Source organism: Eggerthella hominis (assembly GCF_014287365.1).
GTDB lineage: Bacteria > Actinomycetota > Coriobacteriia > Coriobacteriales > Eggerthellaceae > Eggerthella > Eggerthella guodeyinii.
Genome location: NZ_JACOOA010000002.1, coordinates 576,526 through 596,610 on the forward strand (window position 1 = coordinate 576,526; position 20,085 = coordinate 596,610).

Genomic DNA, 20,085 nt, shown 5'->3' on the forward strand with positions numbered 1-20,085 from the left:
TGCACCCGACGACGCAATCGCGTCGGGATACGACAGCTGCTATATACCCTGAGCTGCGTTGGTGCCGGCAAGACGCCCGAACGACATCGCCGTCGCCAGGCTCAATCCGGCGACGACCACGGGCTTTTCCACCAGGAAGCGGCGTCCCATGCTGTTGCCCGCCACGTACAGCCCCTCGATCGGGTTGTCTTCGTCATCAAGCACGTGCATCGCAAGATCGCACTCCAAGCCGCCGAAGATGTAGAGCATGCCGCCCACCCCGAAAGAGCACGCGAAGTAAGGCGGATTCTCCACCGGGAACATGCGCGACGCCATCTTTCCGAAGTCGTCGTCATGACCCTGATGGCACAGCTCGTTGTACCGATCGATCTCGGCTTTGACGACGGCCGGATCCAGCTTCATCTTTTCCGCCAGCTCTTCGATGGTGTCGGCTTTGCAGGTGGCCTGCTCCTCCACCATCTGGTCGGTGACGTACCCCAACTTGAAGCCGGACAGGACGGTTGCATACGCATCCACATCCTCGGGAGCGACGTAATGGTTGATGAATCCGTGGCCGTCGTTCATGGAACCTATCTGCTCGGGCCATGCGCTGTCGAATATCTGCCACGATTTGATGCCTTGCTCCCTCCCGTCCGCATCGAGGGCCACGGGCTGCCGCACCAGCACGTCGGTGATGTTCTGACCGGGAATGTCTTCGTTCATGAAGCGCTTGCCGCGCGTGTTCAGCTGCAAGAAGCTATCCACGCCCAGCACGCCGCCCATGTGGTGCGTGGTGGGTGCGTGCGGCCCGCGCTCCATGCGGCCGCCGGCCCAGATGCCCATACGCTGTCCATCGCCGGTGTTCACGCCGCCTTCGAAGATCACGGTTTCGGGAGCGTAGTACTGGCGCATGTCCGGATTGGCGCCGTAATCGCCGCACGCGATGACCACCGATTTCGCATTCACCTTCGCATAGGAGCCGTCTGCGGTCTTCGCGTACGCCCCGGTTACCTTGCCGTCTTCCACGATCAGCTGCTCGGCCGTAGATCCGTACAACACCTCCATACCCGCATCGAGCGCCGCGTTGCGGGCTGCCTCGCACGCCCATCCCATGTTCGGATTCGTCGTGATGGAGCCGTGGAAATACGGATAGTACTCCTTCTTGTAGTCGTATCCTTCAAGCGGCGGAAACGCCTTCGGGCGAATGTAGTTCTGCTTGTGAGACCCGTCCTCGAGGTTCTGGGCGCTCGAGTCGAGCACCTCGTAGTCGGCGCCCTCGATAAACCAATCGAAGTCCTCCCCGGAGTGATCGTACCAGTAGCTCCAGAAGGATGCGTCGGCGCGCCATCCGCATTCCTTTTCAATCTCGTTGACGATATCGTCCTTCGGCGCCCAGACGATGCCGAGATCCTTTTGAACCTGCGAGTCGACGATTCCCCAGTCGCCCGCCATCGACACGACGCTGTACGAATCTTCGGGCTGCTTCTCGATTGCGATGACCTTCGCCCCCTGGTCGGTTGCGGCCTTGGCAGCCGCCGTGCCCGCAAGACCCAGACCCAGGATCAGAACGTCACAGCTTTTCTCATCGTCGACGCTGGCGGGAACCTCGGGCTTCACGAGAAAGGCGGGCGTCCCGTCCGCCGACGCGGCCGCCCCCGACGAAGCGGCCTGCGCTTGCGCCTGCGAACCCCCTCCTTGACTCTGCTGAGGCGCGCAGCCGGCCATGGCCGTCCCCGCTGCCAGCGCCGCAGTTGCTCCCCATCCAAAAAACGCTCGGCGACTCATCTTGCTTTCCACAGCAATCTCCTCTCCTTGTATATGCTGTGCGCAGTGGCTTGCACCGCACCCTCCGCGCTCCAACCTACGCGCTTCGCCCGGCTGCTGCTTCACCTCATGGGTGGTGAATTTCGCAAAGCTGGACTCTAGGCGAATCCACCCGAAAGAGGTGAGTATGCCCGCTAGTCGTCGGTGTGGTATATTGCTTTGTTCAGGGGAGGGATATGAGACGTTTTTTCAACAGCGTGCCCAATGCCACCGCATGCGGCCTGATTCTTACGCTCGGTTACGCTTCCTACCTGGCTTTCGGCTACACGCTGTTCCACCCCTCCACGATGTTCTCCGCAGCGACGGGTCCCATCGAGGGGCGCACCGAGTTGCTGTTCCTCGTGGCTATTATCACCGCGCGCATAGTGGCATACGCCGTAACCTCGGTGCTGGCGGCTCTCCGCAAGCTTCCCAAACTCACCGTCACGCTCGCACTTGCCTGCCTGGGAGCAGCAGTGGGGGTTTTGGTGGTGGCGATGATCCTAACGTTTGCCTCTTTCGCACCCGATGAGGCCACCATCCCCTGGATGGTGTGCGCCGGTGCGTTTTTCGGCTTGGGAGATGCGCTTGCCACCTTGCTGTGGGGACGCTATTGCAGCACGCTCTCGTTGAGGCACGTGTACCTCTTCGTGCTGCTCTCGACCCTCGTCAGCCTCGGCGTGTACCTTGTGTTGGTTTTGCTGCCAGCGATATTCGTGTTGCCCGCGACCCTCGCGCTGTTCCTGCTCGCCGTCATCGCGACCAAACCGGGCATCGATGCGAGCCCTGCGCCCCTCGACGAGTTTTCCCTACCCGTTTTCAAAAGCGCCGTCGGCTCGCTCTGGCGACCCGTGCTGGGCACGGCCATCCTCTCGTTCCTCAGCGCACTCATGCTGCAAATGCCCGCCCAGCAGGAAATACCGCTTGCAACGTTCCAAACGACGTCGCTCGTCACGCAGCCCGTTGTGGTCATAGCACTGCTCGTGCCGGCGCTGTTCGTCAAGAAACAACCCGAGCTCAGCTCGATCTACAAGGTGGCGCTGCCTCTGTGCGCAGCGGGATTCCTGCTGCTTCCGCTTCTGTGGAACGACATCGGCGGATTGGCGAACGCGTGCGCCCAGTTGGGCACGCTCGTCGCCAACCTCATCGTCTGGTGCATGATCGCCGACACCGTGCGCGACACCAAGCTTCCTTCCGCGATGGTTTTCTCACTTGCGCTTTTGGCCATCAACGTCTCGCGATTGGCAGGTACGCTCGTCGCCTTCTTGAACGCCGGCACGCTGGGCCGCGACGACTTGCAGCTGACAACCGTGGCGCTGGTGGGCGTCTACCTCGTCGCCATGATTTCGCTGTTCATCCTGAAAGACAAGAATCGCAAGGAAACGTTCTCGCCGCAAGGCCCTCCCGCTGTCGTGGAGCCACTGGACATTCTTGCGCTCAAATGCAACGCGCTAGCCGACTCCTATCGATTCACGCCGCGCGAACGCGAGATAACGCAGCACCTCGCGCAGGGGCGCACCGTCCACACCATCTCAGAAATGCTGTTCGTCTCCGAGAACACGGTCAAATCGCACATCAAAAGCCTCTACGTGAAGCTCGACATCCACTCGCGCGCCGAATTGATCGATCTCATTTCGCAACAAGAGGTATAGTGGCGTGCCGCGCGCGTGCAGCGGCCGACTCGGAAAACCCGAAGTCGGCCGCTTTCCCACGCGAGGGGGTACGTGGTCATTCGGATGCGCGCACGCTTGCGGTTGATCCCTACCCTGTCGGCAGGTTGGTGCTTTCCTTCGCGGTCAGCCAACCGGCGGGCGTTTCGGCGTCGGCGTGGCATTGGGTGCAGTAGTTCACCGACGCGCGGTGGGCCTTGTGGCACGAGTCGCACGAGATGTCGCCGTGGTAGGCCAGGTGCGGGTTGCGGGCCAGGTCAGCGGTCGCGTTCGCCAGGTCGTCGCGCGTGAGGTTGTGGCACGACTCGTTCAGGCAGAACTCATCCGACGCAACGCCGCGCGCCGCTCCCAAGTCCGCCAGCGTGGCCTCCTGCAACGGCACGCCGTAACCGCCCGTCACCCAGGACGCGCCCTCGGCCATCTGCTCGCCCAGCGTGGGAACATGGCAGTCGAGGCACGTCTTGCCCGAGGCCTTGTGCGCCACCGCCAGCATGCTGGACGTGTCGGCCACCTCGTTGCCCCACTTGTCCACGCCCGCCTCGCCCAACGGCTGATCGTACGTCTCCACGTAGGGATCCATCGGCGTGTGGCAGATGGCCGCGCAAAAGCTGGGCTGCTCGTGCCACACCCAGAACCCCATGCCCGCCACCACGAACACGAGCGCGACCGTACCGACGACGATGGGCCACTTCTTCGGCTTCATGGCAACCACCTACGCCCGCTCGACTTGGCACAGGCCCGACTTGAACGGCGGGTAGCCCGTCACGTGGTCGAACTCGCGCTCGGTCAGCTTGTTCACGTTCGCCTTCTCCCAGCCGTGGAAGATGTCCACCACGCCCGGCAGCACGAGGTTCGTCACCTCAAGCTTCACCTCGATCTCGCCGAGGTGGTTGAACACGCGCACCTGCTCGCCGTCTTCCAGGCCGCGCTCGGCCGCCGTCTTCGGATGCAGGCGCACGATGGGATCGGGCATGAACTGGTTGAGCCAGGGGCAGTCGCGCAGCTTCGAGTGCGAGTACATGGGCACGCGCGAGCCCGTGTTCAGGATGAGCGGGTAGTCCTTCGCGCGGTCGGGTGTGCTGATGGGGCTGCTCACCGGTTCGTTGTACAGCGGAAGGCCCTCCAGCCCGCATTCCTTCATCACTTCGGACACCAGCTCGATCTTGCCGCTGGGCGTGTTGAAGCCGGGTTGGCCGTCCTTGCGTATCTTGCCCGTCTCGTACTTCTTCGGCTCGTAGGGGGCGCCGCCCGGCACCGCGTAGCCGTCGGGGTTGTCGCGCAGGTCCTGCATGGTCACCTCGAGGCCCGACGTGCGCAGCACCTCCGCCAGCGCCTCTTCCACGCTGCCGTCGAAGCACTCTTCCGCATAGCCCAGACGGCTGCCCAGTTCCATGGCCACCTGCCAGTCCTCGCGCGCCTCGCCGCGCGGCGTGATCACCGGTTCGCGCAGGTAGATCTTCCGACCGAACACCGCGAAGGGGGCCATGCGCTCGAAGCACATCGCAGCGGGCAGGATGATGTCCACGTAGTCGTGCGTCCAGGGACGGATGTAGTAGTCGGCCGCGCAGGCGAAGTCGAGCTTGCCGATGGCCTCCTGGTAGAGGTGGCTCTGCGGCCACATCATGGCGTTGCCGCCGAACATCACCATGGCCTTGATCTTGCCTTCGTCCACGTATTCGGGGAAGCGGTTCGTCTGCATCTGCTTCACGAACTTCGTCCACACGGGGAAGTCCTGCAAGTCGTAGCGCTTCGAGGCCAGGTCGGCATCGTAGATGTCCTCGCGGTTGAACCCGGCCGTGCTGGCGAACAGGTCGAACGGCAGGCCCGGGCTGATCTCCAGGCCGCCGGCCACGTCCACGTTGCCCGCCAGCGCCACGAGCGACGCGATGGCGCGCATGTTGTTGCCGGCGTTGGTGTGGTGCACCTGCGGGCTCGCGCTCGTGATGAACGAGCCGGGCGTCTCCTCGCCCCACAGCTTCGCGGCCGCCTCGATCTTCTCGGCTGGCACCCACGTGATCTCGGCCACCTTCTCGGGCGTGAACTCCTGCACGTACTCCTTGAACTCGTCGAAGCCGTGCGTCCAGTTCTGGCAGAACTCCTCGTCGAAGTACCCGTCGCGCAGCATGACGTGGGCGATGCCCAGCGCCAGCGCGCCGTCCGTGCCGGGGCGCAGCTGCAAGTGAATGTCGGCCAGGCCCGTCACCGTCGGCGTGACGCGCGGGTCCACCACGATGAACTTGCAGCCCTTCTCCTTCGCGTTCATCAGCTTGCCGAAGCGGTTCGGCAGCGACCACGCCGGGTTGAGCGACCAGATGAGGCACGACTTGGAGTTGTCGTTGGGATTCGCGCCCATCGTCTGCGCGCCGAACACGAGGCCGGTGCCGATGAGGGCCGCGTAGGCGCAGGTGGAACTCTCGTTGCCGTACGTGGGCGTGCCGAACAGGTTGGCCAGGCGGTTCACCGCGCCGCGTGGCTCCTTCGGGTCGCCGCAGTAGAAGAACACGCCTTCGGGGCCCATCTCGTCCTTCACCTTGTTGAGCGCGGCGACGATGGTGTCGTACGCCTCGTCCCAGGTGATCTGCTCCCAGCCGGCGTCGCCCTGGCCCTTCGGCTTCGTGCGCTTCATGGGATGCAGCAGCCGATGCGGGTCGTACAGCTCCTGCAGCGCGGACAGGCCCTTCGCGCACAGCGGGTCGTTGGGGTAGTTCGCGCGCGACACCACGCGCACGATCTTGTCCTCCTTCACCGTGGCGGTGATGCCGCACTTGGGCGAGTGATTGCACATGTCGCAGTACGTGTGCTTCGTCACCTCGGGCGCGGCCTCGTCGGCGAACGCGTTGTCGGGGTAGACGAACTCGTAGCCGCCTTCGATGGCGGTGATGCCGATGGCCATGGCCGCGGCGCCCTTGAGGAACCCGCGGCGCGACAGGCCGGGTGCGGCCGTCGCACAGGCAGCGTTCGCGGCCGTCGTACGAGCGGCGTTCGCGGCTCCGTTCGTGCTCTCGTTCGCCAGCTTACTCATGGTCCTCGCCGCCTTTCGTCTCGACTTCTGCCTTGCTGTCGCGCTGGTTCTTCACGCCCACGGCGATGCCCGCGCCCGCCGCAGCCGCGACGGCGACGGCGCCGATGGCCGCCGGCAGCGGAATGCCCGGGTCGGCCGGCTTCGAGTCCACGCCCTTGTTGGCCACGGTCTGCACCTCGGCGTGCGGCAGCAGGTTCTTCGGCATGCCGTCCACCGGCATATAGTAGAAGTGCGTGTTGCGAATCTGCACCGGGTCGTTCTTCGAGATGAAGACGCTGACGGGGCTCTCGGGATCGTCCAAGTCGCCGAAGTAGCGCGCGTTGCCGGGGCAGTTCTGCACGCAGGCGGGCTGCAGCCCCGCATCGAGGCGGCCCGCGCAGAAGATGCACTTCTCCACCACGTGCGTGCGCTGGATGCCCTCGGCCTCGTACGGCGCCTGCTCGTCGGTGTCGAAGTAGTTGCCCTCAACGTCGTTTTGTATGCGCGCCCCGTACGGACACGCGTGGATGCACGACCCGCAGTTGATGCACTCGTCGTAGTCCACCATCACGATGCCGTCGTCGCGCACGTACGACGCGCTGGTCGGGCACGCGTTGACGCACGGCGCGTCCTCGCACTGCATGCAGGCGTGCGGCAGATAGCAGCGTCGATTGTCCGGATCCTCGCCCCACTCGCGTGCCTCAACCTTTCCCCAGGCCACACCCGGTTTCGTGTTGTTGTGCATCTGGCACGCCACAACGCATGCGTAACACCCCGCGCAGCGCCGCAAGTCGATAGCCATCCCCATGTTCGCCATCGGTTCCTCCTCGTCCTGTTGGATTTTCAACCTGCCTGCACTGTACGAAACGGGGAAGGACGCCGGTAGAAGCCCCGGCGCAAGCTGGCGCTGTCGTGCGCAAGCAGGCGATGTTGCGTAGGAAAGAATCGGCGGGCGCGGCGCGCCTTGGGATACAATAGGGGCGCCCGCGGCACACGACGACAGGAGGGGTTCGTGACCACGACGCAGGACTACGACGCCATTCTCATCCCCACGCTTCCGTTCAAGCAGCTGCGCTTCGGCGAGTATCTCGATCAGGCGCGCAAGCGAAAGCTGTTCAAGGGCGAGTACATCGACCTCACGTGCATCGACAAGGACGACCGCTACTTCTATTACGTCGAAAAAGGGCAGTTGAAGTGCTGCTACGAGAACGAGGACGGGGCGCAAATCGTCCTGTACTACCGCAATGCGGGCAACGCGTTCCAGGCGGAGTACCACCGGTTCGCCTCGATCGGGCAGAACCGCATGAAGTTCGTCGCCACGAAGGACACGGTGGTGTTCGCGTTCACCATGCAGCAGCTGTTCGACATCGTGCGCGACGATTTCGAGCTGTTCGACGAGCTCATGTACGTGGTGCATATGAGCTTCGCGCAGATCGGCCACCGCATCGGGAACACCGGCATCCAGTCGTCCAGCAAGCGCATCCTCACGTGGCTGACGAAGCTGTGCGAAGTGCGCGAGCCCGATGCCGAGGGCGTGTACCGCATCGAGTGCAACCTCACGCTGCAAGCGCTCTCGGACATCCTGCTGGTGCACATCACCACGTGCAGCAAGCTCGTGACCGCTCTCGAAACGCAGGGCGTGATCGAGCGCACGAAGACGCACCTGCTGGTGAAGGATTACGAGAAGCTGCTCGCGTACAAGAACGAGGAGAACCCCGTGCTGTATTAGGGGGCTTGCAGCGGCACGCTCGCGCGAGGCTGGACGCAAAACGGCACCCATGACAATTTCGAGGGTGCCGTCGGGGTCCAAAAGACTCGCGAGGTTTTCACCACCTGGGGTTTTCCGCTTTCCGAAGGCGCACAACGAGAGCAATGCGCCTTCGGATTGTCATGGGTGCCGTTTTGCGTCCAAGCCGACGACACCCCATCCCTTACACTCCTTGCAAGCAGGTGTCCATGGCGTAGCGCAGCACGTCGGAGCGGTTGACGGTTCCCACGATCGCGCCGTCGCGCACCACCGGCACCTTCTTCAGGCGGCGTGTCGCCAGCAGCGAGCACACCTCCTCCAGCGACGAACCGGCGTCGATGGACACCAGCTTGTCGGACGCGATCACGCTCACCGGCAGCTCGATGAGCTCGCGCAGACGCTCGTCGAACGTTTGATTGTTGGCGGCTTCCACCAGGGAATACGATCCCGTGATCAGCGGATGCTTGTCGGCCAGATAGCGCATCACGTCGCCGTCGGACACGAAGCCCGCCGGCCTCCCCTGCTCGTCCACCAGCGGCAAGCCTCCCACTTTGAGGTCGACGAACGCGCGCATCACCTCGCGCACCGGCGTGGCCGCCGGCAGCGTGTAGGGGTCGGCCTCCATGATGGACGCGAGCAACGACTGCGGGGAGGTCGCGCGCTCCACGGCCTGCTCGGACGCCCGTCGCCGAGCCGCGCGAGCGTACACGAGCGCCAGCACGAACCCGGCAACGCCGATGACCGCGGCAACCACCATCGCGAGGGCGAACCCGTCGGCCGTAGCCTGAGCGCTGCTCGCGCCGCCGGCCGCAGCGCTCGCCTGCCCCGACGACATGATGCCGATGTACAGCGACGGCCCGATACAGGCGGCGATCTGCACGAACGTGGTCATGAGCGCCACGCCGAACGGGTTCTGCTGCGGGGGCAACGCCCGCAGGCCCGCCGTCTGCGAGGGCGAGAAGATGAAGCCCACCGCCACGTACATCACCAGCATGGCCACGAACACCGCGGGCACGGACAGCTGCGGCGCAACCACCACAAGCGCAATGAACCCGACGGCGACGCCGCCGAAGCCCAGCGGCAGCAGGGGCCACTCGCCGCGCTTGTCCATGATGCGGCCGCCCAGCAGCGTCGAGCCCGCATTCGCCAGCACGGGCACGAGGATCACGAGGCCGGCCGCGAACGCGGTCATACCCGCCGCGCCCTCGAAGTACAACGGCAGCAGCACGCTCATCGAGAACATGCTCATCATGGCGATGGTCACCAGGATGAGCGCCGGCCAGAACGAGCGGTTCTTCATCGGCGCCAGATCGATCAGCGGATGCGCGCACCGCAGCTGACGCACGACGAACACCGCCGCCGCGGCCGCCGCCAGCGCCAGCGTCGCGGCAGCCATCACGCCGTTCGTCGTCAGCTGCGTCAGGCCGTACGACAACGCCGTCAGCACCACGGCGGACAGCACCACCGACGCCGCGTCAAGATGCGCCTCGCTCGTTTCGAGGTTCTTCACGTAGAAAAAGCCGAGCACGGCCAGCACGGCCATCGCCACGATAGGCACGATGAAAATGCTGTGCCAGCCGAACATGGTGACCAGCGCACCGCACACCACCGGGGCGAACGCGGGCCCGAACGTGATCATGCAGCCGCCGACAGACAGGTACGATCCCAGCTTGTTCTTCGGCGTGACCACGAGGATGGTGTTCATCATGAGCGGGATGAAGATGCCCGTGCCCACGGCCTGCACGAGACGCGCGACCAGCAGCATCTCGAAGCTGCCAGCCACGAGGCCCATCGCCGACCCGACGATGCTTAACGCGGCCGCGCTGAAGAACAGCGTGCGCACATGAAAGCGCCGGTAGAGGAACGCCATGCACGTCACCACGACGGTGGCCACGATCATGTAGCCGGTGACCAGCCATTGGGCCGTCACGGAATCCACGCCGTAGTCCGCCATGATGGACACGAGCGCCATGTTGACGAGGTTCTCGTTGAACCCCGCGAGGAATGCGCTGCCGTACAAAACGGATAGCAGCAGCACGAGAGATTTCCCTTGCATACAGGAAACGTCCTTTCATCTTCGGTTGTCTTGAATGGCCCCATCGAACCTACCAGCGCAGAACGCGCCTTTCGGGGAAACGAGACACGCCGCGTCCGCGCCAGAGCGCGTCGCAGCACCTTCGATTCTAGCGAAACGAAAGCGCTTTCGTAAGGATTTTTTTCATCTTGAACAATTGCACAAGATTCACGGCGGAACCGCGCACCATGTCAAAGAAGCGATCCGAGAGCCGTGGGGAGGATTGCCGCGTCGCAAGAGCGAGGTAACCGCCGGGTTTCACGCCGCGCTTTCGCGCGGGTCGCCCTCCTGCTGCTCCGCGCGCGCCTCGCGGCGCTTCGCGAGCCAGCTTTCGACGCCCACCGCGGCGATGCCGCACCAGATGAGCGCGAAGCACACGGCATGCGCCGGGGTGAACTGCTCGCCGAAGAACGCCACGGCCAGCACGAGCGCGATCGTGGGGCTGACGTACTGGATGAACCCGAGCACCGTCATGGAGATGCGGTTGGCGGCGGCCGAATACAGCAGCAGCGGGATGGCGGTGAGCAGGCCGCAGCCGACGAGCAGCGCGAAGTCGAGCGTCGGCGACGCGACCGCGAGGAAATCGGGCGTGGCGGGCACGAGGCTCCACATCCAGGGGGCAAGCGCGCCCACCGCCAACGCCGCCGCGCCCAGCAGTCCCGTAAGCAGCGACTCCAGCGCCATGCCGGGCAGCGCCGGGTAACCGCCCTTCTTCTTCACCGCGCCGTACGCGCTGAACGACAGCGCCAGGACCAGCGCGATCCACACGTCGCCGCCGTGCACGATCATGAAGTACGCCACGCCCGCAGCAGCCAGCACCGTGGCCACCTTCTGCATGGGCGTCAGCCGTTCCTTGAACACGAGCAAGCCGAACGCGATGTTGCACAGCGGGCACAGGTAGTAGCCGATGCTCGTCTCAAGCAGATGCCCGCTGTTCGCGGCCCAGATGTACACGCCCCAGTTGCACGTGACGATCAGCCCCGACGCGAGGAACGTGCCCACCGCGCGCGGGTCGCGCAGCAGATGGAGGAACCGCGTCCGCTTCACGAACGCGCACAGCAGCACCACGAACACGCACGACCACACCATGCGCCACGACAGCACCTCGAGCGCCGGAACGGCTGACAGCAGCTTCCAATAGACCGGCATGATGCCCCACACCAGGTGGCAGCCGACGCCCTGCAAAAAGCCGATCCGCTCGGACCGGCTGTCTCGAACCGCGACGTCTTCCATGCTACAACCGAATTCCCCTCTGCTCGAACACGTGGTCGGGAAGCGTCGCGCCACGCACGCCGCACACCGCACCGGCCACGCGGTTCGCCAACGCGAGCGCGTCTTCCCAGGTCCGCCCCGCCGCGCGCGCCGCCGTGAGCGCGCCCAGGTGCGCATCGCCCGCGCCGATGGTGTCCACCACCTCAACCGGCAGCGCCGACACCCTCACGTGCCGACCGCCCTCGAACAGGTGCGCGCCTTCCGCACCCGCCGTGATCACCACCGCGTTTCCGCACTCCGCTGCCACCGCGAACCCCGCCTCGTCCACCGTGGCGCAACCCGTGTACGCAAGCGCCTCCTGGTCGTTGAGGTGCCACACGGGATGCAGCGCGTTGATGCGCGCCGTCTTCTCCGCGTCGGCTCCCACGCCTTCGATGCGCGGACCGGGCGCGTAGTAGAACTGGACGGACGGGTGATCTTCAAAGAACGCGATGATCGCATCGCCGCCCGCACCCTCGACCTCGTAGCCGCTGGCGAACCCGCAGCAGAACCGCGACGCGTCCACACGCTGGAACCACGAGCGCTCGAAGAAGCGCTCGATGCCGGGCATCGTGACCATCGTGCGCTCGCCGCTCGGCTCCACGAAGCACACACAGCCGCCGCTGTCGCGCTCGGCGAAGCGCGGCGCCGCGAGCCCGCGCGCATCCAGCTCGCGCTGCACGAACCCGGCGAAGATGCCGCTGCCCACCGGGGCGAACAGCTCGTGCGGCGCGCCGAGCTGCCGCAGCACGTTCGCGGAGTTGAACGCGCAACCGCCCACCGTGGCATGCGACTCCTGCACCACGATCCCCTCGCCCGACCGCGGCAGGCGCGGCACCTGGCACACCATATCCACCATGATCGCGCCCACCGCCAGCACGGCGGGCCGGGACGACACCATATCTGCCTCGCTTCAACGTTGATTATCGTGCGCCCATTGTAAGGCAAGATGGCTTCAGTCGGTACGGCCCAGTCCGCGATAGCGGCTCACCGAGCCGTTCATCCCGAGAAAGCGCGACAAACCATGCCGCTCTATGGTCTCATAGCAGCTGTCGACGCTCTCCCTCATCACGATGTGAGCGTAGTTCCAAAACGGGTCGATTTCGTTCTGCATGATGAACTTGTTCGTTTGGGTATAGTGATACCGCAACCTCCCAAACACCCCCATGACATGGTATTCAGCCAGAAAATCGATGACCACGGTCGGCATATCGCGCCCATCGAGAAAGAACTCGACGTCTTCGCGAAAAGGGGGCAAGAACAGCGCCACGATGTAATCGAACAAGTCTATATAACAGGTACTGGAGAAAACGATGGAGTAGTACTGGCGATGGTTTTCCCAATGATAGGCCATCGTTTTGAAGTACTCCGCCTGGGACAGCGAGCGGTCTTCGATGTTGCGCGCGTAAAACGGAAGATCGGGAAAAGGATCGAAGCTCGCCGACGGCGGGCACACCTTGTTCCACCGCGCAAACCTCTCATCGTTCAGCATAGTCGCCAAATAGTCGCGATAGATCCAAATCATCAATTGATCGATGTTGTCGAAGTAGTTGTAGAACGTCTTGCGGTCGATGCCGAGATGCTTGGACAAATCGGTAACCGTCACTCGCTTGGTCGGCGAGAGCGGAACGAGGGCCATAAAAGCTTGTGCAAATTTGTGTCGGACCGACGCTTTCGACATGGCAGCTCCTTATCCCCGAAACGAACTCCCCTTGCAAGTAACCTACCCCGAAGAACCGCGGAAAGAAAATACCCCACTCCTTCAAAAGTGGGGTCTGAGCCGCACCAGAATTGAAGAAGTGTAGACAGCGGCGTCTCCCACAATGATCAATGACCCATATGATCAGGTAAAACTAAAGATACTGCATCAATTCCGTCGCCTGTTGCACCCACGGATAACCGGCAAGAAGCCCCTCGCCTGTACGGTAGCAAAACGACAGCTTCGCAAAACTGGGGACAGCCCAATTCCACGCTTTCCGAAAAGTGGGATATTGCCGTGTCGTTCGCCCGAGGGCTATAACAAGCGCATCCCGGGAATCGCAGAACGTTCGAACGCATGGTCAAACAACCCACAAGGAGGAAACGCCATGTCATCTACGTACGATTTCGTTGTCTTGGGCGGCGGCCACAACGGCCTGCTCACCACCGCGTACTTGGCCAAGGCAGGCTTCAGCGTCTGCTGCTTGGAAGCGAACGACGAGTTCGGCGGCAGCACGCGCTCGGGCGAGGTGTGCGCGCCCGGATACATCTCCGATCTTGGCGGCATGGTCCACAACATGATTTCCGCCACGCCCATCGTGACGGAAGATGAACTGGGCCTGTTCTCGAAGTACGGCTTCGAATACGCCCACGCGAAGGCTCTGTTCTGCTCCATCTTCCCCGACCAGCGCAGCCTTATCATGCATCACGATCTGGACAAAGCCTGCCAGAACATGGCGGAGTTCTCCGAGCACGATGCCGCCATCTATCCCGAGTTCCACGAGTACATGGTGAACATGATGGCCGTCGCGGGTATCGGCTCGCAGAGCGCTCCGCCGCCGTACGGCACCATGCACAACGTCATGTCCATGAGCCCCGAAGGACGCGAGTTCCAGCGCGTGCTGAACTCTTCGGCCCAGCAGATCGTCGAGGAGTGGTTCGACAGCGAGCAGGTGCGCGTCACGTTCACCCGCTGGTGCACCGAGATGATGATCGACCCCCGAGCCATCGGCACCGCGACGCTGCTGTACTTCACAGGCCGCGTGCACAAGCCGACGTACGCGCCGCCGTTCCCCATGGGCGGCAGCCAGAAGTTCGTCGAAGCCCTCATGGCCTGCTGCAAAGACCACGGAGCCGACCTGTTCACGAACGCGTTCGTCGACGGCCTCACCGTGCAAGGTGGCGAAGCGAAGAGCGTCCGCACGAAGAATGGCGAAGAGTACATCGCCACGAACGCCGTTATCAGCACCATCAACATCAAGGACATCTATCAGATGCTCGGCGACGACGCGCCGAAGGAAGAGGCGCGGTACGTGCAGCGTCTCAAGCAGGCCGATTTCGCTGCGCTCAACCAGTCGTTCGCCCTCAAGAAGATTCCCGAGTTCAAAGCCGGTCCCGAGGTGCTCGACGCGTACTGCATCGAGTTCGCGCCCGAAGAGAAGGAATATCTCGAGACGTTCAGCAACTACAAGCTGGGCGGCTTCAACGCCAAGCTGCCGCTGGTCACCATCCCCTCGCTCTGGGATCCCTCGCGCTGCCCCGAAGGCCATAGCGTGGTCAACCTGTACAGCTACGCGCCGTACCGTCTCTGGGGCGACGAGAAGAACTGGGAGACGCACGGCGACGAGCTCAAGCAGGCCGTGTGGGAGTTCTTCAAGGATCAGACCACGAACATCACCGACGACGACCTCGTGGGCAAGTGGGGCCTCACCCCGCTCGAGTACGAGCAGTGGAACCCGGCCATGAAGGAAGGCGACCTGGGCATGATCGGCTTGCAGCCCAGCCAGATGTACGACATGCGCCCCTTCCCCGGCAAGGGCCACGATTACCACGGCGACATCGACAACCTGTATTTCGTCGGATGCTGCAGCCATCCCGGCGGCGGCATCGCGGCAGGCGCGCGGCCCGGCGCCCTCAAAATCCTTGAGGACTACGGCGTGGACTACCGCGAAATCCTGAACAAGTAACCCCATCGCGATACGACCTCGATTTCGAGGGGCGGCCCCATCCTGCGATTCGGCCGCCCCCCTTCCAAGGAGTGTGATTCCTATGCCCAAGGCACCGAAACAGCCCTCGCTCATGATGCTGACCGAAACCGGCAGCCCCATGGTTGAAATCTTCAAGATGACGTACGAGGACGGCAATTTGATTCTCGACGCGAAAGCGCTCGACAGCATGCGGATGAACGTGCTGGTCACACCTGAGGCGATCGCCGCTGGCTGGCCCGTCATCATGTCCAACAAGAAAGCGGTCATGGCGTTCGCGAAACGCATCCCGAAAGCGCTGAAGGCGCGCAAGAAGCAGGCCAAAGCGGCGCCCGCACCGCACGGCGCCTCGTAGGCATCACACATTCTCCTGGAACCACACCGTTCTTTCGCTTGGGGTTGCATAGAGGGGAGCGAACGGTCGCTCCCCGTATGAAAAGGGGAAACCATGAAAGATTTCAACAAGAAAAGCCTCGTCGCACTTGTCGTCTCCATCGTCGTCGGCGCGGTCATCGCGCACATACCCCCGCCCGCCGGCCTTGACGGCGTCGGGATGACGTATCTGGGCATTTTCGTCGGCATGCTCATCATGCTGATCACCGACGCGCTTCCATCCTGGGCAACTTGTCTCGGCGCCATGGGGCTCATGGTCGCATTTCAGATCGGAACCGTGGCCGAGGTATTCTCGGCTTTCGGGGGCAGCATCGTCTGGCTCATGGTGGCGGTGTTCGCGTTCGCCACAGCCATCGAAAACTCGGGGCTCCTCACGCGCCTTGCGCTGAAAATGCTCACCATCTTCCCGAAAAACTACCGTGGCCAAGTGCTGTCGCTCATGACCGCGGGCCTGGTGGTGAGCCCGCTCATCCCGTCCAACAATGCCAAGACCAACCTGCTTGCCCCCATGGCGACGGAGATGACGAAGCAGGTTGGCTACGAGAAGAAGAGCAAGCCCGCGCTGGGTCTTTTGACCGCCGTGTTCATGCCGCCGTACATCGGCTCGCACGCGTTCCTGACCGGCAGCGTCAACGTCGCGTTCATGCTGGGCGTCGTCGGCCTGTCCTTCTCGTGGCTCGGATACTTGTCCATGACGTGGGTGTGGCTGATCCTGCTGCTCGTCGGCACGTTCGTGTTCTGCATGACGTTCTGCAAGCCGAAAGAGAAGCTCGATCTTCCGCCTACGTACTTCGCCGATAAATACCGAGAGCTCGGCAAGATGTCGAAGCACGAGTGGGTTACCCTCGTCGTCGTTGCCGCCTGCCTCTGCCTATGGATCGCCAACATATTCGATGCGGGCATGGTGGCCTTGCTGGGCGCCGTCGTGCTGACCGCTTTCGGCCTCTTGACTCCGAAAGATTTCCAAACGCGCATTCCGTGGGGCCTCATCATGTTCATCGGCGCGCTCGTGGGCATCGCCGGCTTCATGAGCACCACCGGCGTGAGCGCATGGCTGGCAGGCGTCCTCGGGCCCATCGTCAGCCCGGTGGTCAGCAACGTCTGGATCTTCGTGCCGGTGCTGCTCGTGCTCACGTGGATTCTCCGCGCCGTCATCCCGGCGCAGGGCGTGTGCCTCGTTATCCTGTATTCCATTTTCGGCCCGCTGCTTCCCGACGCGGGGATCTCGCTGTTCGTGTTGGGTTTCGTCGAGTATATCGGCGGCAACATCTGGTTCAACAGCTTCATGAACCCCTTTGTTCTGGGAGCCCTCGGTGTGGCAGGCAACGAATACGTTACCATCAAGGAATTCAAGAAGTCCGCGTATGCCTACGCCGTCATCACCATCGTCGCGATGATGGGCAGCATACCGCTCTGGATGGCCATGGGTCTGTGCTAGCGAACCCTGCGGCTCTCGCTTCTGATCGGCGAGAGCCGCACGAAAGGAACCTCCATGAATCTTCCCTTCGTCATGCTCGTTGCCTATATCGCCATCACCGTGATCATCAGCGTGGTGATTGCCACACGCGGCTCCGGGCGCAAAGACAAGTCATCCCGCCAGTTTCTCACTGCCCAAGGTAACCTTTCCTGGTTCATGATCATCCCGCTGCTGTTCGCGGAGATGATGGCCGGTGCCGCCACCATCGGCAAAGCCGCGACCGGCTTCACGACCGGGCTATCGGCCGTGTGGGTGAACTGGGGCATGTCCATCGGCATGATCATCTTCATCGTGTTCGCCGCGCGCTTCTACCGGGCTATGCATCGCAAATACGACATCCTGTCAGTGCCGGAAGCGTTCAAATTCATGTTCGACAAACGCTGCCGTGCGGTCATGCTCGTCATCATCGTGGTGGTGTACTGCTTCCTGTACTCGTCACAGCCGCTTTCGGCCGCAGCGCTCATCGCACCGATGATCGGCGCCGATGCGACGCTGCTCGCCTGGATTGTCTCGGCCCTGTTCATCGCCGTGACCTTGCTGGGAGGCATGAAGGGCCTTGCCGTCATGAACATCGTGCACATGGTGGTGATGTACGCCGGACTGATCGCGGCCACAACGGGCAGCCTCGACATGGTTGGTGGGTTCGCCACGCTCCACGACAGCCTGCCCGAGAGCTACTTCAGCCTGCTCCAGCCCGACATCTGGTCCACCCTGGCGAACGCAATCGGCATCGGCATCAGCTTCCTTGCGGCCGCCACGATGGTGACCGCCACCATCTCGGCTCGCTCGGCGCGCGATATGGCCGTAGGCTCGTGGGGCGCGGCAGCCATCGTCATCCCGTTCGCCACCTTGCCGGCCATCATCGGCATGTGCGCCGCCGTGGCCATGCCGGGCATCGATCCGAACACCGCCCTGTTCTCGATGTCGAACGCGCAGGGCCCCGCCATCGCAGGCGTCGTGTCGATGGCCATCGCCGCGGCCATCTGGTCGTCGGCCCCGGCTGCACTGCTGTTCATCTCGAACACGCTGACGCAAGACTTCTATGCGGTCATCCGCCCCGAAAGCACCGACAAGCAGCGTCTCGCGTTCTCGAGGATCGCCGTGGTGATACTCGGCATCGCCGCGACCTGGCTCGGCCTGAACGCGTCGTCCATCCTGGGCCAGCTGTACGCCGCCTTCCAAATACGCTCGGTGGTGGGCATCGTGCTGCTGGTTGCCATGGCGTGGCCGCGCGTGACGAGCGGAGCCGCTTTCTGGTCGATGCTCGGCGGGGGTAGCGTTGCCGCCATCTGGCATTTCGCCGGCAATCCTGCGGGCGTCGAACCGCTGTGGCCAGCCTGCGCCGTCACTATTATCGTGCTGGTCGCCATGACCTTGGCCAGCAAGAAGAGCGTTTCGGAAGGATATCGACGCTACGAAGCCGCACGCGACGAACTCGCGGCCGCCGAGGGACGGCAGCGGTCGTAGCGCACGAAAAAGGGCGGGGGCCCGAAAGCCTCCGCCCTTTTCGCGAGGTCGTGAACGTCTACACGTCCAAATGCTTGAATGCTTCGGGTACTTCCTTGTAGCCCTTCGACTTCACGGCACCGATGATCAGGCCGATGACGAGCCAGGTGATGCCCACGCCGTACGTGGCCAGCTCGAAGCCGGTGAACACGTATCCCAGGATGAGGATGCCGATGAGCGGGCAGATCAGGTACATCAGGATGTCCTTGAACGACGCACGCTTCTTCTCCTTCACGAAGAAGAACCAGAACACGGCGAAGTTCAGCAGGATGAACGACGACAGCGCGCCGAAGTTCACGAAGCCCGCCAGCGTGCCCATGTAGTCCTGCAGCGGAAGCGCCAGGCACAGCGTGATGGCGCCCAGGAAGATGGACGCGACCCACGGCGTGCGGTACTTCGGATGCACCTTGCCGAACACGCGCGGGATCACGCCGTCGCGGCCCATGCTGTACAGCAGGCGCGAGGACGCCATCTGCGCGTTGATGATGTTGGCGATGCCCACGGCGATGATGTTGACCAGCAGCATGATCTTGTAGAACACCGGGCCGCCCACCAGGTAGACGGAATCGAAGAAGCCCATGTCGGGGTCGGTGGCCGCCCAGTCGGGCTGCACGATGGCGGCGATGTAGGTCTGCGCCACGAACACGACGATGATGATGGACAGGGCGATGATGATGCCCTTGCCGATGTTCTTCTCAGGCTCGCGCGTCTCCTCGGCCAGCGTCGACATGCCGTCGAAACCCAGGAACGAGAGCGCGGCGATGGAGATGCCCGCCGCGACGAAGTGCGCGTCCACCTGGCCCGGCTGGTAAATCGGGTCGAGCACGAAGCCGCCTGCACCGCCGCCGCCCAGCACGAAGTTCGTGCCGAGGGCGATGAATGCGACCACGGCCACGATCTCGACGACGAAGATGACCCAGTCGACGCCGCGGCTCATCTGGATGCCGCGGATGTTGACGAACGTGTTGAACGCGATGAACGCGACGGCCCACAGCCACGCCGGGCTGCCCGGCACCAGCGCGACGCCCCAGTTCATCACCATGACGATGAGCAGGGAGGGCACCAGCACGTAGTCGAGCAGGATGAGCCAGCCGGCCATGAAGCCCACGTGCGGGTTGATGCCGCGCTGCACGTAGGAGTACACCGACCCCGCGATGGGGAAGCGCTTGCTCATGCGCATGTAGCTCATGGCCGTGAACAGGATGGCCACGAAGCCGATGATGTACACCAGCGGCGTCATGCCGTGGCTGTTCTGCTGGATGGTGCCGAAAATGGACTGCGGCGCGATGATCACCATGAACAGGACGCCGTACAACACCACATCCCACAGTCCCATACCTCTTCGCAGCTCTTGCTTGTAGCCGAACTGCTCGATGTTCTCTCCGGATGCCTTCGCCGGAGACCCGTCTTGAGCCGACATGGCCGATCCCCCTTACTCTTGGCGCGGTTGTGCGACCGCGCTTCTCCATCGCTCCGCTGCGCTAAAGCGCTGAGACACCAG

At 63.3% G+C, this 20,085-nt stretch carries 15 protein-coding genes; 6 read left to right on the top strand and 9 right to left on the bottom strand.

The window, feature by feature from the left end:
• Positions 1–39: 39 nt before the first annotated feature.
• Positions 40–1,776, bottom strand: a complete 1,737-nt coding sequence (locus tag H8S61_RS07230; protein WP_366458013.1) for an FAD-dependent oxidoreductase — start codon at positions 1,774–1,776, stop codon at positions 40–42.
• A 203-nt stretch (positions 1,777–1,979) separates the two neighbouring features.
• Between H8S61_RS07230 and H8S61_RS07235 the strand changes: the two genes are divergently transcribed.
• On the top strand, positions 1,980–3,434 hold the full coding sequence (locus H8S61_RS07235) for a response regulator transcription factor (RefSeq protein WP_186938498.1): 1,455 nt from the start codon (positions 1,980–1,982) through the stop codon (positions 3,432–3,434).
• Between the two features lie 109 nt (positions 3,435–3,543).
• On the opposite strand, the gene cgr1 is transcribed toward H8S61_RS07235, so the two are convergent.
• The 3 genes from cgr1 to H8S61_RS07250 are packed head-to-tail and all read right to left on the bottom strand — an operon-like array spanning position 3,544 to position 7,270.
• Complete coding sequence (cgr1, locus tag H8S61_RS07240; RefSeq protein WP_186938499.1) at positions 3,544–4,155, bottom strand: cytochrome c-type protein Cgr1; 612 nt, start codon at positions 4,153–4,155, stop codon at positions 3,544–3,546.
• 9 nt (positions 4,156–4,164) lie between these two features.
• Complete coding sequence (locus H8S61_RS07245; protein WP_186938500.1) at positions 4,165–6,474, bottom strand: molybdopterin-containing oxidoreductase family protein; 2,310 nt, start codon at positions 6,472–6,474, stop codon at positions 4,165–4,167.
• The gene (locus tag H8S61_RS07250; protein ID WP_186938501.1) at positions 6,467–7,270 is read right to left on the bottom strand and encodes a 4Fe-4S dicluster domain-containing protein; all 804 of its coding nucleotides are present in this window, start codon (positions 7,268–7,270) and stop codon (positions 6,467–6,469) included. The genes H8S61_RS07245 and H8S61_RS07250 overlap by 8 nt, the downstream gene beginning before the upstream one ends.
• Positions 7,271–7,465: 195 nt before the next feature.
• Between H8S61_RS07250 and H8S61_RS07255 the strand changes: the two genes are divergently transcribed.
• Positions 7,466–8,182, top strand: coding sequence for a Crp/Fnr family transcriptional regulator (locus H8S61_RS07255; protein ID WP_160942138.1), 717 nt, complete (start codon positions 7,466–7,468; stop codon positions 8,180–8,182).
• A gap of 202 nt (positions 8,183–8,384) precedes the next feature.
• Here H8S61_RS07255 and H8S61_RS07260 read toward each other — a convergent pair whose 3' ends face one another.
• From H8S61_RS07260 to H8S61_RS07275, 4 genes are all read right to left on the bottom strand, one after another.
• Entirely contained in the window at positions 8,385–10,256 is a 1,872-nt protein-coding gene (locus H8S61_RS07260; RefSeq protein ID WP_186938502.1) for an MFS transporter, read from the bottom strand.
• 276 nt (positions 10,257–10,532) lie between these two features.
• A complete protein-coding gene (gene rarD, locus H8S61_RS07265; RefSeq protein WP_186938503.1) occupies positions 10,533–11,507 on the bottom strand; it encodes an EamA family transporter RarD in 975 nt (324 codons plus the stop codon).
• 1 nt (position 11,508) lies between these two features.
• On the bottom strand, positions 11,509–12,426 hold the full coding sequence (locus H8S61_RS07270; RefSeq protein ID WP_186938504.1) for a carbohydrate kinase family protein: 918 nt from the start codon (positions 12,424–12,426) through the stop codon (positions 11,509–11,511).
• A gap of 54 nt (positions 12,427–12,480) precedes the next feature.
• Positions 12,481–13,206, bottom strand: a complete 726-nt coding sequence (locus H8S61_RS07275; protein ID WP_160942142.1) for a hypothetical protein — start codon at positions 13,204–13,206, stop codon at positions 12,481–12,483.
• 406 nt (positions 13,207–13,612) lie between these two features.
• Between H8S61_RS07275 and H8S61_RS07280 the strand changes: the two genes are divergently transcribed.
• The 4 genes from H8S61_RS07280 (at position 13,613) to H8S61_RS07295 (ending at position 18,545) form a co-directional block, all read left to right on the top strand.
• Positions 13,613–15,190 (top strand): phytoene desaturase family protein, encoded by a 1,578-nt coding sequence (locus H8S61_RS07280; RefSeq protein ID WP_186938505.1) that lies wholly within the window; start codon positions 13,613–13,615, stop codon positions 15,188–15,190.
• A gap of 112 nt (positions 15,191–15,302) precedes the next feature.
• The gene (locus tag H8S61_RS07285) at positions 15,303–15,563 is read left to right on the top strand and encodes a hypothetical protein (RefSeq protein ID WP_186938506.1); all 261 of its coding nucleotides are present in this window, start codon (positions 15,303–15,305) and stop codon (positions 15,561–15,563) included.
• 93 nt (positions 15,564–15,656) lie between these two features.
• A complete protein-coding gene (locus H8S61_RS07290) occupies positions 15,657–17,039 on the top strand; it encodes an SLC13 family permease (RefSeq protein WP_160942145.1) in 1,383 nt (460 codons plus the stop codon).
• A gap of 54 nt (positions 17,040–17,093) precedes the next feature.
• Positions 17,094–18,545: a sodium:solute symporter family protein gene (locus tag H8S61_RS07295; RefSeq protein WP_186938507.1), complete on the top strand. Its 1,452-nt coding sequence runs from the start codon at positions 17,094–17,096 to the stop codon at positions 18,543–18,545.
• Positions 18,546–18,603: 58 nt separating this feature from the next.
• On the opposite strand, the gene H8S61_RS07300 is transcribed toward H8S61_RS07295, so the two are convergent.
• Positions 18,604–20,004 carry an APC family permease gene (locus tag H8S61_RS07300; RefSeq protein WP_160942147.1) on the bottom strand — a complete coding sequence of 467 codons (1,401 nt, stop codon included), beginning with the start codon at positions 20,002–20,004 and terminating at the stop codon, positions 18,604–18,606.
• Positions 20,005–20,085: the final 81 nt, after the last annotated feature.

What these genes read in the sequence shown, in the direction of transcription:
- H8S61_RS07235 (WP_186938498.1), top strand. Translation starts at nt 1,980, where the DNA reads ATGAGACGTTTTTTCAACAGCGTGCCCAATGCCACCGCATGCGGCCTG.
- cgr1 (WP_186938499.1), bottom strand. Translation starts at nt 4,155, where the DNA reads ATGAAGCCGAAGAAGTGGCCCATCGTCGTCGGTACGGTCGCGCTCGTG.
- H8S61_RS07245 (WP_186938500.1), bottom strand. Translation starts at nt 6,474, where the DNA reads ATGAGTAAGCTGGCGAACGAGAGCACGAACGGAGCCGCGAACGCCGCT.
- H8S61_RS07250 (WP_186938501.1), bottom strand. Translation starts at nt 7,270, where the DNA reads ATGGCGAACATGGGGATGGCTATCGACTTGCGGCGCTGCGCGGGGTGT.
- H8S61_RS07260 (WP_186938502.1), bottom strand. Translation starts at nt 10,256, where the DNA reads ATGCAAGGGAAATCTCTCGTGCTGCTGCTATCCGTTTTGTACGGCAGC.
- rarD (WP_186938503.1), bottom strand. Translation starts at nt 11,507, where the DNA reads ATGGAAGACGTCGCGGTTCGAGACAGCCGGTCCGAGCGGATCGGCTTT.
- H8S61_RS07270 (WP_186938504.1), bottom strand. Translation starts at nt 12,426, where the DNA reads ATGGTGTCGTCCCGGCCCGCCGTGCTGGCGGTGGGCGCGATCATGGTG.
- H8S61_RS07275 (WP_160942142.1), bottom strand. Translation starts at nt 13,206, where the DNA reads ATGTCGAAAGCGTCGGTCCGACACAAATTTGCACAAGCTTTTATGGCC.
- H8S61_RS07280 (WP_186938505.1), top strand. Translation starts at nt 13,613, where the DNA reads ATGTCATCTACGTACGATTTCGTTGTCTTGGGCGGCGGCCACAACGGC.
- H8S61_RS07285 (WP_186938506.1), top strand. Translation starts at nt 15,303, where the DNA reads ATGATGCTGACCGAAACCGGCAGCCCCATGGTTGAAATCTTCAAGATG.
- H8S61_RS07290 (WP_160942145.1), top strand. Translation starts at nt 15,657, where the DNA reads ATGAAAGATTTCAACAAGAAAAGCCTCGTCGCACTTGTCGTCTCCATC.
- H8S61_RS07295 (WP_186938507.1), top strand. Translation starts at nt 17,094, where the DNA reads ATGAATCTTCCCTTCGTCATGCTCGTTGCCTATATCGCCATCACCGTG.
- H8S61_RS07300 (WP_160942147.1), bottom strand. Translation starts at nt 20,004, where the DNA reads ATGTCGGCTCAAGACGGGTCTCCGGCGAAGGCATCCGGAGAGAACATC.